Origin of the sequence: Bacillus sp. BS3(2021) (assembly GCF_021043345.1) — a bacterium.
Taxonomy (GTDB): Bacteria; Bacillota; Bacilli; order Bacillales; family Bacillaceae; genus Bacillus; species Bacillus paralicheniformis.
Genome location: NZ_JAJNDM010000002.1, coordinates 423,942 through 438,606, shown reverse-complemented (window position 1 = coordinate 438,606; position 14,665 = coordinate 423,942). Strand labels below are relative to the sequence as shown.

Annotated in this window: 10 protein-coding genes and 3 pseudogenes; 9 read left to right on the top strand and 4 right to left on the bottom strand. The window is 44.4% G+C overall.

The features are described 5' to 3' along the window. Positions 1-4 precede the first annotated feature (4 nt). The 4 genes from LQ247_RS07380 to LQ247_RS07365 all read left to right on the top strand — a co-directional run bounded on the left by LQ247_RS07380 (position 5) and on the right by LQ247_RS07365 (position 2,960). Positions 5-1,222, top strand: coding sequence for an ATP-grasp domain-containing protein (locus tag LQ247_RS07380; protein ID WP_105979379.1), 1,218 nt, complete (start codon positions 5-7; stop codon positions 1,220-1,222). Further along, positions 1,206-2,432 carry an MDR family MFS transporter gene (locus LQ247_RS07375; protein ID WP_144497534.1) on the top strand — a complete coding sequence of 409 codons (1,227 nt, stop codon included), beginning with the start codon at positions 1,206-1,208 and terminating at the stop codon, positions 2,430-2,432. The genes LQ247_RS07380 and LQ247_RS07375 overlap by 17 nt, the downstream gene beginning before the upstream one ends. 71 nt (positions 2,433-2,503) lie before the next feature. After that, entirely contained in the window at positions 2,504-2,752 is a 249-nt protein-coding gene (locus LQ247_RS07370) for a sigma-G-dependent sporulation-specific acid-soluble spore protein CsgA (protein ID WP_003178498.1), read from the top strand. A gap of 16 nt (positions 2,753-2,768) precedes the next feature. Beyond that, positions 2,769-2,960, top strand: a complete 192-nt coding sequence (locus tag LQ247_RS07365) for a YbxH family protein (protein WP_003178500.1) — start codon at positions 2,769-2,771, stop codon at positions 2,958-2,960. A 119-nt stretch (positions 2,961-3,079) separates the two neighbouring features. Here the strand turns inward: LQ247_RS07365 and LQ247_RS07360 are convergent, their stop codons facing one another. After that, a complete protein-coding gene (locus tag LQ247_RS07360) occupies positions 3,080-3,346 on the bottom strand; it encodes a hypothetical protein (protein WP_020449946.1) in 267 nt (88 codons plus the stop codon). Between the two features lie 58 nt (positions 3,347-3,404). Then, a complete protein-coding gene (locus tag LQ247_RS07355) occupies positions 3,405-5,462 on the bottom strand; it encodes a thioredoxin domain-containing protein (RefSeq protein ID WP_231005832.1) in 2,058 nt (685 codons plus the stop codon). A gap of 265 nt (positions 5,463-5,727) precedes the next feature. Between LQ247_RS07355 and LQ247_RS07350 the strand changes: the two genes are divergently transcribed. The 3 genes from LQ247_RS07350 (at position 5,728) to LQ247_RS07340 (ending at position 8,365) form a co-directional block, all read left to right on the top strand. Then, complete coding sequence (locus tag LQ247_RS07350; RefSeq protein WP_315897828.1) at positions 5,728-6,345, top strand: TetR/AcrR family transcriptional regulator; 618 nt, start codon at positions 5,728-5,730, stop codon at positions 6,343-6,345. 68 nt (positions 6,346-6,413) lie between these two features. Then, positions 6,414-7,523, top strand: a complete 1,110-nt coding sequence (locus tag LQ247_RS07345) for an NADH:flavin oxidoreductase (RefSeq protein WP_231005831.1) — start codon at positions 6,414-6,416, stop codon at positions 7,521-7,523. 50 nt (positions 7,524-7,573) lie between these two features. Continuing rightward, a complete protein-coding gene (locus LQ247_RS07340) occupies positions 7,574-8,365 on the top strand; it encodes an SDR family NAD(P)-dependent oxidoreductase (protein WP_144497531.1) in 792 nt (263 codons plus the stop codon). A 293-nt stretch (positions 8,366-8,658) separates the two neighbouring features. Here the strand turns inward: LQ247_RS07340 and LQ247_RS07335 are convergent. Both LQ247_RS07335 and LQ247_RS07330 read right to left on the bottom strand, forming a co-directional pair. Then, a pseudogene (locus LQ247_RS07335) lies at positions 8,659-8,826 on the bottom strand (DUF255 domain-containing protein); the annotation flags it as partial. Between the two features lie 37 nt (positions 8,827-8,863). Next, positions 8,864-9,093: pseudogene (locus LQ247_RS07330) on the bottom strand (hypothetical protein); the annotation flags it as partial. 2 nt (positions 9,094-9,095) lie between these two features. On the opposite strand from LQ247_RS07330, the pseudogene LQ247_RS07325 reads away from it, so the two are divergent. Further along, positions 9,096-9,311, top strand: a pseudogene (locus LQ247_RS07325) (ATP-binding protein); the annotation flags it as partial. A gap of 1,066 nt (positions 9,312-10,377) precedes the next feature. After that, positions 10,378-14,664, top strand: coding sequence for an isopeptide-forming domain-containing fimbrial protein (locus LQ247_RS07320; protein ID WP_231005830.1), 4,287 nt, complete (start codon positions 10,378-10,380; stop codon positions 14,662-14,664). Position 14,665: the final 1 nt, after the last annotated feature.

Genomic DNA, 14,665 nt, shown 5'->3' with positions numbered 1-14,665 from the left:
GGCTATGAGTACGCTTATCCTAAATAAAACAGCTTATTGCAAGTCTCCGTATGATGTATGGCTGGAGGAATTGAACGAACCGGTGGCCATGCTGACTTCAACCGATCGTGCGGATGAATGCAGAAATTATGATGTGATCGAAGCGTTTGACGATTATCCGGTTAATGGATGCATCGAAATGCGTGCTTTGGAGCTGAATGAAACGTATCACTTTAAAACGATTATTGCATCATCAGAATTTGATATGTTGAGGGCGGGGAAGCTGAGGTCGCTTTTGGGTATAAAAGGGCAGTCTTACGAAAGCGCTCTGTTGTTCCGCAACAAAATATTAATGAAAGAGCAGGTCAGAAAAGCCGGTGTAAAGGTTCCGGACTTTAAGAAAATCGACTCGGCGGCCGACTTATATACGTTTGTTCAAACTTTCGGTTTTCCTGTGGTCGTTAAGCCTATTTGCGGATCGGGGTCTGTTGATACAACCGTTTTAAGGGATCGGCAGGACGTGTGGAATTTTCTTTCGAAAGGTTTTCCTGATCATCTGGAGGTTGAGTCGTTTATCGAAGGGGATATGTATCATATAGACGGTCTGATCCTTGATGGAGAGACTGTCCTCAGCTGGCCGTCGCGTTATATCAACGGATGTCTGGCTTTTCAGGAACAACAGTTTTTAGGCAGCCTCCAGCTTGAACGGGAAAATCCGCTCACCCGGCGGTTGACTGATTTTGTTCAAAAAGCGCTTGCTGCCCTTCCTGTTCCGGATATTACAACATTCCATGCTGAAGTGTTTCATACACCGGATGATGAACTGGTGTTTTGTGAAGTGGCCAGCAGAACCGGCGGCGCTATGGTCCGTGAAGCTACTGCGCAGACTTTCGGCTTTGATATCAATGAAGCGTGTGTTAAAGCGCAATGCGGCCTGGACTTTCATATTCCGGCGGTGAACAACAATCCGCACCGCCTAAGCGGCTGGCTGTTGATTCCACCAAAAGACGGCGTGCTGAAAGAAATCATGCCGGCACCAGCTACAGACTGGCTAGCGAAACAAAATATTTTCGCTCAAGCCGGAGACAGGTTCCACGGCTCGTCTTCCAGTGTAGACGCAATAGCAGGCTGTTTGATTACCGGGCACACAGAAGCCGAATTAAGCGGCCGCATCAGCCGGCTTGCAACGTGGTTTCATGATCATACCGAATGGGAAAAGACTTCGGATGTTTGCGCAATTTAAAGCATTCAGCCGCCTTCACCCGTTGATCCGATTTTTGCTGATAGGCACGCTTGTCACAAAGGCGGCTAAGTCGATGACAACCCCGTTTTTGGCACTCTATCTTCATATGAAAACGGGAGCCGATTTTGGAACCATCGGGCTTGTGATCGGTTTAGGCTATTTTTCAAGCACTGTAGGAGGGGTAGTCGGAGGAGCGCTTTCAGATAAAATCGGCAGAAAAAAAGTGATGCTTTCATCCATTTTCATTTGGAGCTTTGTATTCATTCTTTTTGGACTTGTCCATGATTTCATGTGGTTTTTATTGCTAAATATTTTAAGCGGGCTTTGCCATTCGTGTTTTGAACCTGTGTCAAAGGCTTTGATGGCTGAGTTATCGGAACGGGAGATGAGATTCCGCATTTTCTCTTTGCGGTATTTGGCCATTAATATTGGAGCCGCTGTCGGACCTTTATTGGGCACTTATTTCGGTCTTGCCAAAACCGGAATGCCGTTTATCATCACAGGGCTTGTCTATTTTGGCTATGCTGCACTTTTAAGCTTGATGATGATTCGGCTGATCACGGTGAAAGAGACAAAAACCGCTTCTGAAAAAATTCAGGCAGGTTCCGTTTTAAAAACGTTAAAGCAAGACAAGGCTCTTCGATTTTACATAGCCGGCGGCATCCTTTTTTTGTTCAGCTATTCGCAAATGGAAAGTACTTTGCTGCAGTATTTAAATAACGACTTTGCAAACGGAGTTAAAATATTTTCGACTTTAATTACGTTAAACGCAGTGACGGTCATCCTTTTACAAGTGCCGCTCACCCGTTTATTTGAGAAGTATAAATCCTTAACAACAATATCAATTGGAACCGTTTTTTGCATGTTGGGGAATGTCGGTTTTTCTGTCGCAAATGGCTGGATTGTTTTTATGCTTTCGATGTTTGTTCTGACAATCGGCGAAATTTTATGTTTTCCTTCAATGAATGTCCTTTTGGACGAGCTTGCTCCGGATCATATGAAGGGCGCGTATTACGGCATGCAAAACTTATACAACATCGGTGAATTTTTAGGGCCTTGGCTGGGGGGAATGATGCTTGCCTTGTACGGGGGAAAAGCCGTCTTTCTCATTGCTGCGTGTTCAGTCTTCTTCGCTCTAGGTGCCTACCATCTGGGAAGGAGAAAGTTTTTATCTGCACAGCATCATGGTGTATCGCCTTTTTCTTATTGAAAATTTAGGCCGCTCATGCATGAATCATCAAGAATTCACCCAACCTATAAGGTAAAAAAGGAGATTGAATCATGGACACAACATTGGGCTACCTCCGTGAGTCACTGTCGAATCACCTTGAACACGGCATAGGACAAAACATTTACAGAAAAATCGTTTCCGGGCGATATGCCAATGAGGAAGAGTTTGTCGAGCACTTGGAGGAGCGGGAAATGGAATTTCTGAATCAAGTGCTTGAACATGAGATGAAATATGCGCTGAATGAACAGGACCATAAACGAACAAGAGAATTAAACGAAGTGTATGAACTGTTGTTTTGAAAGGCGGGCATGAACAATGGGTGCAATAGAGCGGAACGGATACACGTTTGAACCGGAATACAGCGTGACCAGACAAAACGGCGCCATCCATGTATACCGGCGCGGCCGGTTTGTCGAGGAGATTCCCTTTGAGTTTCACGGAGAGTTTCCAGAACATGATTTAATTGAAGAGCTTGTCAATCATTATTGCTATGAAAATAAAATATAAGGTTTGAAGAGGCTGCCGACGGGCGGCTTTTATTTTTGGATTTTTTGATATCTATCATCCGCTTGCAGTTTTTACACGGCAGCAGAAAAGCTGCCATAAATATGACAGCTCATGCATCGCTATTTTTTCTTTTCATCGTAGTATTGAACAGGGTACATGGATCCTTCCGATACCATTTTGTTATCTTCGATATCATGCGGAGACGGATGGCCTGCTTTTTCAACCGGGAATGAATCTACGTTGTGTTTTTCCGAAAAGTAAGGGATCTTTTCTTTGACGCTTTGCAAGTACGATTTCAGTTTTTGTCTTCTTGTTTCGTCTTTGAGCATATATGCGGTGACTCCGGCGGCAACGGCGAGACCTGAGATCAGATTCTTTTGCTTCATGGTCATAACCCCTTTCTGATTAGGTGTTTGCAGATGTTATTCCCATGATGGCATCCGTTTAAACCAACTGATCGAGCGCTTCGTCTATATTCGTGGTCGGCTGTCTGCAGGCGAAGTTTTCACAAATATAGACAGTCGTTTTGTTATAGACTGCTTTGTATTCGGCCGCAAAGTCGGCAATCCCTTTGAAATCGTCAGGCGATTCTGCGGCGAGGACGGCGTAATTCGGCTGGAAAGCCTGCTGCAAAGTGCTTACGATCTTCTGTCTGTCCGGGTCATGGCGCTTTCCGAGCACAACGATTTCTTTTTGCGGCATGACATGGCTCAACAGGCCTTGGAGAAAGTTTGTATGGCCGCTCGGATAAGCGGAGACATCTCCATTGAATGCAGAAAACATTTTTGCCGCTTGATCATGGAGCGTTAAATCGCCGGTCAACCGACCAAGCCGGGACAGCTGCACGGCCAGGACGCCGTTTCCGGACGGGAGGGCGCCGTCGTATACTTCTTTATCCCGCACGATCAAAGCCTCGGCATCGTTTCCCGTAAAATAAAAACCCCCGTGCTCTTCATCCCAGAACAGCCCCGTCATGTCCTCTGCGAGCTTTTTGGCTTTTCGCAAATCGGTTAAATCAAGTGATGCTTCATACAATTCGATGTAGGCCCACAGCAGGAAGGCGTAGTCATCGATAAACCCTTTATGTTTCACCTCGCCGTCACGGTAGCGGACCATAACGCGTCCGTCTTGAATCAATTTATTCTCGATGAACGCGACTGCAGCTCGCGCCATCTCCAAGTATTCGGGCGCAGTGTAGACTTTCGCCGCTTTGGCAAGAGCCGCGATCATCAGAGCGTTCCAAGATGTCAGCACTTTGTCGTCGACATGGGGATACGTTCTTTCCTGCCGTTTTTCAAAAAGTTTTATTCTCGCTTCTTCAAGCTTGTTCTGAAGCTCTTCATCTGTCAGCGCGAATTCATCCTTGATGTTTTCCAGCCTGGTGTAGATCAAGTTTGGGATATTGTGTCCTTCAAAATTCCCTTCTTGCGTGATGTTGTAAACAGCGCAATACAATTCGCCTAGTTCATCCCCGAGCGTTTCGAGGACTTCGTCTTTTGACCACACATAATATTTGCCTTCCACGCCTTCCGTGTCGGCATCAAGCGCTGAATAAAAAGCGCCTCTGTCATCGGTCATTTCGCGGCGGACAAATGTGATGATCTGCTCGGAAATCTGTTTATACCGTTCGTTTTTCGTGATTTGATAGGCTTCAGTATATGCGATCAGCAATAAAGCATTATCGTAAAGCATTTTTTCAAAGTGGGGAACGAGCCATTCGTCGTCTGTCGAATAGCGGGCGAACCCGTAGCCGACATGATCGTAAATGCCGCCGTTCGCCATGCTGTCCAACGTTTTCGTCACACTGTACAGCGCGTTCTCCTCGCCGCTGTATTGATGATAGCGAAGCAGAAATGCCAGCATATGGGGGATCGGAAATTTCGGTGCGCTTCCGAAACCGCCGTACGCCGCATCGAAGCTGTTGATCAGCTGTTGATACGTCCGTCTCAACATGTCTTCGCCGAGCGAATCGCCGGCATCGCTTTTCGCTTTGATTCTCAGGTTGTTGGCGGCTTTTTCAGCAATATCCTCAACATGTTCCCGGTTGTTCGCAAAAGTATCGGAAAGCTGCTTCACCACCTCAACAAATCCCGGCCGGTTAAACCGGCTCGTCTTCGGAAAATATGTACCCGCATAAAACGGCTTCTGATCAGGCGTTAAAAACACATTCAACGGCCAGCCGCCCTGCCCCGTCATCATCTGGCAGATCGTCATATAAATTGAATCCACATCAGGCCGCTCTTCGCGGTCCACTTTAATAGAGACGAATTTTTCATTCAGGAGCTTCGCAACTTCTTCATCTTCGAAGCTTTCATGAGCCATGACATGGCACCAATGACAAGTCGAATAACCGATGCTGACAAGTACCGGCTTGTTTTCGTGTTTCGCTTTTTCGAAGGCTTCTTCGCCCCAGGGGTACCAGTCGACGGGGTTGTGGGCGTGTTGGAGTAAGTATGGTGACTTTTCAGCGATTAATCTATTGGGTTTATTGTTAGTGGGCATGGGATCACCTTCTTTCTAATTTTCTTATTTATTAATGTAACACATGTAGTGAAATTAATTCGTCTCTTTAATTTATTTATCTAGGTTTAAAGAATCGGTCTATGAAAAAACTTGGAGGACTTTTTAAAGTACCCATTAACTTACACCATCAAAAGTTTAATCAGTTGATATAAGATTTTAACCACTAATAGCCACTTTCTGATACTTCTGCGATCTCACATAATAGACCAATCGCAAAGTTCTTCTTTCACACTAGGTGACATACTTGACTACAGAGTCAAAAACAATATATAATCCCCGTATGACAAGACCAAGAGAATTTGATGTTGATCAGGTATTATTTCAGACAATGGAAGTGTTTTGGACCAAAGGATTTAGATCCACTTCTTTCGAAGACCTCACGAATAAGACGAAAGTTAAAAAGCAAAGTCTATATGGGGTATTTAAGAATAAGCGTACTCTATTTCTAAAAGCTTTGGCTCTGTATCGTGACTATAATCTTCAGAACCTTAAAGAAATTATGGCTCGAGCTGATTCGCCTGCAGGTAAGATTGAGGCTATTTTACGTGCTTCATTATGTACGAATAGCGAAGATGCCCGAAGAGGCTGTCTTATGGTGAATACTGCTTTGGAATTTGGAGTAAGCGATCTTGAAGTAACAAAACAGGTCGAAGGAATGCATAACGATGTTCAGCTTGCATTGGAGGAGGTGATTGAGGAAGGACAAGCTGCTGGACAATTTACCACCAAGTTCACTTCGAGGGAACTCGCTCTTCACCTGTCTAACGCTCTGCAGGGTGTTAGAGTGTTGCAAAAGTCAGGCGTTGATCATCAACAAACAGAAGTCGTCTTAAGAACGGCATTTGGATTAATTATGCATTAATTTATGCATAATTTTTTTGCATCATTTTTGACTATGTAGTCAAGTAAGATAAAAAAGGAGAATTTATAATGACATCGAAAAAACAGACTTTACTATCCAGTTACCAACTTGGGCATTTGACTTTGAAAAACCGGGTCGTTTTAGCCCCGATGACACGAGCTTCCGCCGATCCGGATGGTCGACCTACCGAGAGAATGGCACGTTATTACGCGAGCTTCGCGGCAGGGGACTTCGCAATGCTCATTACGGAATCGACCTATATGGATGACAAGTTGAGTAAAGGGTCCTTAGATATGCCTGGCATCACGAATGAATCTCATATTCAAGGCTGGAAACGGGTGATTGACGCGGTTCATGCCAAAGGTGCCAAAATGATTATTCAGTTGGCACATGCGGGCGCGTTATCGCAGTGGTATAAAGACGAAGACGTAACGGTTGCTCCTTCGTCTTATAAACCGGAGGGAGAAAGGGTTCCGGCTTACGGTCCGGGAGGAGAATTTCCAGTTTCAACGGCCCTTAAGGTGGAGGAAATTAAGGAGCTTGTACAAAATTTTGCGAGAGCCGCCGCCAACGCTAAAAAAGCAGGCGCCGACGGCATTGAACTGCATGTCGGGAAGGGTTTCCTTCATGATCAGTTCCTAACAGAATACACCAATAATCGCGAGGACGAATATGGCGGGTCATTGGAGAATCGTCTACGGTTTATCATTGAAACGGTACAAGCCATCCGTGCGAGCACAGGGGATAACTTTATCGTTGGTGTTGAGATTTCGCAATATAAAATGAACAACTTCGGTTACAAATGGCCGAATGGAGAGGCCGATGCGAAGATTATCTTTGAGAGCATAGCTCATTCGGGCGCCGATTATATTCATGTGACGGACTATATGGCCAATGCGCCTGCTTTTGGAGAGAGCGGCCCAACGCTCGCTGCGTTGGCTAAAAAATACGGAAAGATTCCTGTTATCGTTAATGGAAGCATTATGGAACCGGAAGACGCAGAGCTGGTTCTCAACGAAGGCGGCGATTTGATTTCGATCGCAAGAATGGCACTGGCTAATCATGATTGGCCTATCAAAGTTCGTGAAGGCCTTCCGCTGAATCCATTTACGGGTGATGTGTTGGCAGATGGGCCAACCATTAAAGACTCCGAAATGTTAAGTGTAGACGAAATTTAACTATGAGTAACAAATCCGTAAATGCCATTTTATAAAGGGGGAGTATCATCGTGAATTTAGACTTGAAAGGAAAAAAGGCACTGGTCACAGGTTCGACGCAGGGACTTGGTAAAGCTGTTGCAAAGGTACTGGTTCGAGAGGGTGCGACGGTGTATATTAATGGTCGAGATGAGGGAAGAGTACGTTCAGCTATTGAAGAAATTCAGCAACAGCATCCATCTGCTGATGTCAAGTCGGCGGCCGCGGATTTGGGCAATGTATCGGGATGTGAGGAGCTTCTGGCCAACCTTCCTGAAGTGGATATACTAATTAATAACATGGGGATTTTTGAAGCGAGGCCCCTTCTGGATATTTCGGATGAGGAATGGTTTAGATTTATTGAAGTGAACGTCATGAGTGGGATTCGTTTATCCCGCCATTACATTCAATCAATGCTGGAACGAGATGATGGACGCATTATTTTTGTAGGCAGCGGGGCTGCGCTTCTGCCATCGCTTGAAATGCCTCAATACAGCGTGACCAAAACTATGCAGTTGAGTGTCTCTCGAAATCTTGCCGAGTTGACACGAGGAACGAATGTAACGGTTAATACGGTGCTTCCGGGCTTAATGTTGACCGAACTCGTTGAAAGCATGATGCTTTCAGCCTATGGAAACAAGATTGGCTCGGACGAGGCGGGGAAAAGGTTCATGAAAGATAATGGACATACTTCACTGTTACAGCGTCCCATACAAACAGCAGAAATCGCCGAATTTATTGCTTTTCTAAGCAGTAAGCTTTCGTCTGCTATTAACGGTTCAGCGATGCGAGTCGATGGTGGCGGTATTAAAAATATATTTTAATAATTAAATAAAAAATATAAAAGAATAAGAGAGAGTGGTGAGCAAATTAATTAGATTTTCCAAAATTGCCACCACTTTTTTGTTTAATGGCTGCGATCATTTTTTGTGTCACCAGTGATTCTCGTAAAGCTTTTGTAAGGAGTTCATGCATCACTTTGTCTTTAATCGAAATCTTACACCCGTTCCATTATGCTGCGATTAAATTCTTCTTGTAATTCGACAAAGGGATTGTCCTGGTAAACCTAATAGCGTAACCTTTGGAAAACAGGTAGGATATGTTATGCCATGCATCAATGACAAGTCGAATAACCGATGCTGACAAGTACCGGCTTGTTTTCGCGTTTCGCTTTTTCGAAGGCTTCTTCGCCCCAGGGGTACCAGTCAACGGGGTTGTGGGCGTGTTGGAGTAAGTATGGTGACTTCTCAGCGATTAATCTATTGGGTTTACTTTTGTTTGGCATGGGATCACCTTCTTCCTATAATTAGTTTATATTTAACTTAACACATTTTTTCAAAAATAATCCCTGTTTCTTTATACAGCTGACTGTTCTTTAAAATTATACGTATTATCCCCGAAGCATTTAAAACACCTAATATAACTAACAAAGACCAATAACTTGAAATACCTTTATCTGTGTTCCATCAGCAAATGAAATAATCATCGTTACACCGGGAACAAGGTTGAAAAATAAAGATGTTTTACTTGCCCTAATCTCCTTAATCCCCTGGAAAAGTATCAGACAAAGTTGATCAATTCCCTGTTAACAATATAAACAAATTGTTTGAACGGTTTTTCATGGGAGATAAGGCCAGAACAGATAATCAAGGAACCGGACTTGGGCTTGCTATCTCAAAAAGAATTGTTGAACTTGATCAAGGTCATATCCATGCGGAGTATAAAGAAGGCTGGATAAGCTTTATTGTTGAACATCCAATCCGGATGTAATGGCTTATGGGATTAAAAGTTCCCTAGGCATTGTGAAAGGTGTTTTTTCATTCTCATAGCTTATGAGGGGTTTGTTTTGATTTCTATTGTATCCCCATTAAAATTTGAGCCAATTTAAAGCAGAAGCAAAGTGAAGTTACCGAACGACTTTGCAGCTTTGTTGATTTTGCCATAGAGATACTAGTCGAATAGCCGATGCTGACGAGCATCGGCTTTTTTTCGCGATTAGACGTTTTGGAAGCACAACAGCACTTCCCCGCATCTTTGATTGTAAAAATAACCGCAAAATACTCAAAACCTTTTCATGGCCCCCCTTTTCATTCCCTCCTTGGACATGATTATGCACAGTTTTCAAAAAAAATTTAAAAAACGACCCTTATCATTTTTTCATAAAACGAACCAAATATTTTCATAAAAAGACAAATGATGAACCGGAAAATTGGAAATTTACAAACCCGATTATTAGCAAATATCTTTGATGAGATGTAAAGCATCTGAATTGCGAACCCGACTTGAAGAATGAAAAAAAGCTAAGAAGAGGCAAAGATAGGATTGGTAAAAAAACTATATATTGGATGCTCCTTGGCTTTGATTCGGTTTGCGAAATTTGAGTGTATCGTCACATTCAGTGTTTTCATTCTTCTTGGTACTATTGGTTTACAGAGAAGGAAGATTTTTAATTGGGAACGAGTATCGCGGAGGAAAGATACAGCTCTTTGTCAGCTCAAATGTTCATGCCTCGGATTAGTCATAAGATTTAGCTCGGATTCAAGACTCTCAAAATAATATAGTTTCATAAACTGTCATAAAAATGATCTTAAATCATCTTGATAATTTCCATTTATTAATAATATACAGATAAAAAATATACAAATTTGTCGATTATTTGAATTTAAATATCAATATTTTGTTATATTGTGAAATATAAAACTATTTTGGTAAGTTTTTATTGAAAGGAGGGTCATATTGAGAACATATTTGAAAATATTAGGTTGAAATATGATATTTCAGCAACCGTTACAGCAAATATTGTCTGTGAAAAAATGACTATTGGAGTGAGGAATTGATGCAAAAGAATTTTCTGCCTAAAGCTTACAAACTGAAGCTCAGAAAATGTCTAATGTTTTTTGCAATCTTGCTATTAATCGCAAGCAATCTGTCGGCTGCTGTTTTGCCTAATCAGGTGCATGCGGAGGAAAGTACGGAAGCAACCCAAGCGGCAGAAAATCCTTGCCCAGCTCCGGTAGCGCTGATTAACGGCAGCTTTGAGCAAGGTGCTGCCAGAGGAACTGCATATAATAATTCAGGTTATTTTTTTTACGAATCTGAAGTTCCAGGCTGGAAGACAACTGACGAAGCCGTTGGTTATAAAGTGATTGAAATATGGAATTACGCAGAGAATCTCCCTTCAACGGTGAAAAATTGGCCTGCACCTCCTGATGGAAACCGGTGGGCTGAATTGAACGCTTTTGAAAACGGCATGCTGTATCAAGATGTGAAGACAACGCCTGGTCAAACCATCTACTGGCGCTTGTCCCATATGGGAAGGCAAGGCGTTGACACCATGCAGGTTCGCATTGGGGCAGCGACTAATAACCCGTACGATACCGTGGTCCAAAAACAACTGTCTGATGGGAGAGCAGCATGGGGGACTCATACTGGCTCTTATACCGTTCCAGCTGGACAGACGACAACACGATTCGGCTTTGAGGCAGTGAGTTCCGCCGGCGGAAGCTTAGGAGCCGGGAACTTTTTGGATGATATCTTCTTGGGCACAGAACCGTGTGTAACTGCCAATAAAACGGTTTCTCCGCAGGGAGAGGTGCACGCCGGCGATGAGCTGACATATTCGGTTCAAGTCAAAAACGAAGGCGGAGACATCGCAGCGAATGCAAGCTTTTCCGATCTTATCCCGAAGGGAACGGAATATGTCCCTGGATCGTTAAAATTGATCAAAGGTTCGACGACAAAAAATCTAACTGATGCATCAGACAGTGACGAAGGCCATTTTGACGGCAGCAAAGTAAACGTCAAGCTGGGTAATTTGCCAAATACGACCGACTTGCCTAATGGGGTCACTGTTCAATTTAAAGTGAAAACGCTAACGGACTACGACGTTACAAAAGTCAATAACAAGGCGCAAATAAACTACGACAATTTATTAACGAAAAAAGATGAACAAACGGAATCAAATGAAGTAACGACGCCGATCATCTTTAATGAACCCAAGCTTGAATCAAAGAAAACCTCATCCATACAACAAAAAGGGGACGGCAACACAGATGCCGACCATCCGGAAGTGGGAGATACGCTTCTGTACACGATTCAGACCCGAAATACCTCTGAAGACAGTATCGTAAAAAATCTCACCATTTCAGACGCGATTCCGGAAGGTTTGGAATATGTCCCGGATACTTTAAAAGTGGACGGTAAAGCGGTAAGCGATGCCCAAGACGGTGATCAAGGCCATTACGCCGAAGGCAAAGCGACAGGCCAGTTTGGCAATGTAACGGACACCGGATGGCACACCGTGACATTCCAGGCGAAGGTAAAGTCCGGCCAATCCGGTAAGGATATTGTCAACACGGCAAACGTAAACGGAGACAATATCAATGATCCGGATAAGCCGAACAACGAAGTGAAAGTGTATCCGCGTAATCCGGAGCTCGAATCGAAGAAAACCGCGTCCATTCAGGAAAAAGCTGAAGGAAATACAGACGCAGACCATCCTGAAGTCGGGGACACGCTTCTGTATACGATTCAGACCCGAAATATTTCTGAAGACAGTCTCATAAAAAATCTTACGATCTCAGACGCGATTCCGGAAGGACTTGAATATGTTCCGGGGACATTGAAAGTGGACGGTAAAGCGGTAACTGACGCACAGGGCGATGATCAGGGCGATTATACAGATGGCACAGTAAACGGCCAATTCGGCGATATCACCGATATGGAATGGCATCATGTGACATTTGAAGTGAAGGTGCAGCCTGGCCAAGCAGGGAAAGATATTGTCAACACGGCAACCGCCGGCGGCGATAATGTTGACAAGCCTAATAAGCCGAATCATGAAGTGAAAGTCTATCCGCGTGATCCAGTTTTAGAATCTGAGAAAACGGCAAAGAACCTCGATTCGGACAAGGATATATTTGAAGTGGGCGACACGGTCGTCTACACGATTAAGACACGCAATAAGATAACTGAAAGTACGATAGAAAATCTCGTCATTTCCGACGAACTTCCAGCCGGCCTGACATATGTCGAAGGCAGCATAAAAGCGAGCAACGGCGGCGAAGCGAAAATTGAAAATGGAAAGATCACGGCGAATTTCGGTGACGTCACCGACACAGAGTGGCGAACTGTGACGTTCCAAGCGAAAATCGAGTCCGGCTATATAGGCAAAACGATTAAAAACGTGGCAACCGTTGACGGCGGAAACATCGATGATCCTGACAAGCCGGGAACAGACATCAAAGTTGATCCGAAAAAGCCAAAGCTTGACTCAAAGAAAACGGCTAGCCTTCAAGAAAAAGCTGAAGGGAACACCGATGCGGATCACCCTGAAGTCGGGGACACGCTTCTTTACACGATCCAGACCCAAAACAAGGTTGAAGACAGCCTTGTCAAAAACCTCACCATTTCCGACGCCATTCCGGAAGGCCTTGAATATGTTCCAGGTACATTGAAAGTGGACGGCACTGCGGTGACAGACGCTCAAGACGATGATCAAGGGCATTATGGAGACGGAAAAGTTTCAGGGGAATTTGGCGATGTCACGGACACGAAGTTGCATACCGTAACATTTGAAGTGAAAGTTAGGTCCGGCCAAGCGGGCAAAGACATTGTCAATACAGCGACGATCAGCGGCGGCAATGTTGACAAACCTGACAAGCCGAGCCATGAAGTGAAAGTGTATCCGCGTGATCCAATTTTAGAATCTGAGAAAACAGCGAAAAACCTAGATTCTGATAAGGAAAAGTATGAAGCGGGCGACACGGTTGTCTACACGATTAAAACCCGCAATACGGTAACAGAGAGCCTGGTAGAAAACTTGACGATTTCGGACGAACTCCCAGCCGGCCTGACATATGTCGAAGGCAGCATAAAAGCGAGCAACGGCGGCGAAGCGACATTTGAAGACGGCAAGATCACAGTAAACTTCGGCAATGTCACCGACACGGAGTGGCGAACTGTGACGTTCCAGGCGAAAATCGAGTCCGGCTATATTGGTAAAACGATTAAAAACGTGGCAACCGTTGACGGCGGAAACATCGATGATCCTGATAAACCGGGAACGGACATCAAAGTCGATCCAAAAGATCCTAAGCTTGAATCAAAGAAAACGGCAAACCTTCAAGAAAAAGCTGAAGGGAACACCGATGCGGATCACCCTGAAGTCGGAGACACGCTTCTTTACACGATCGAGACGCGAAACACAATTGAAGACAGCCTGGTGAAAAACCTTACGATTACGGATGCGCTACCAGAAGGCCTTGAATATATCCCAGGTACATTGAAAGTAGACGGCACTGCAGTAAGCGACGACCAAGACGATGATCAAGGCCATTATGAAGACGGAACGGTTGCGGGCCAATTTGGCGATGTCGCCGACACGAAATGGCATACCGTGACCTTCGAAGTGAAAGTCAAAGCGGGTCAAACAGGCAAAGACATTGTCAATACGGCGACGATCGGCGGAGACAATATTGATAAGCCTGACAAGCCAAGCCATGAAGTGAAAGTATATCCGCGTGATCCAATTTTAGAATCTGAGAAAACAGCGAAAAACCTAGATTCTGATAAGGAAAAGTATGAAGCGGGCGACACGGTGGTCTACACGATTAAAACCCGCAATACGGTAACAGACAGCAAAGTTGAAAACCTGGTCATCTCAGACAAGCTTCCAGCCGGCCTGTCATATGTAAAAGGCAGCCTAAAAGTGAGCCATGGTGGTAAAGGTACATTTACAGACGGCAAGGTTACAGCGAACTTTGGAGATGTAAGCGATACGGAATGGAGAACGGTGACATTCCAAGCGAAAATCGAGTCCGGCTATGCGGGCAAAACGATTAAAAACGTTGCATCTGTAGACGGGGGAAATATCGATACACCGGATAAACCGGGAACAGACATTACGGTTGAACCGAAGGATCCCGAGCCTAATAACCAAGGAGAGCCTGAAAAACCAGAAAAGCCAAGTCCATCTGAACCGAAAGATAAAGCTAAGAAGACAGGCGGAGTACATGAGCTTCCGGATACTGCTACAAATACATTTAATCTGATTCTTTGCGGCTTAGGGTTGCTGTTGGTTGGATCGGCCATTTGGTACTTGAGAAGAAAGAGAAGTGTCTAAT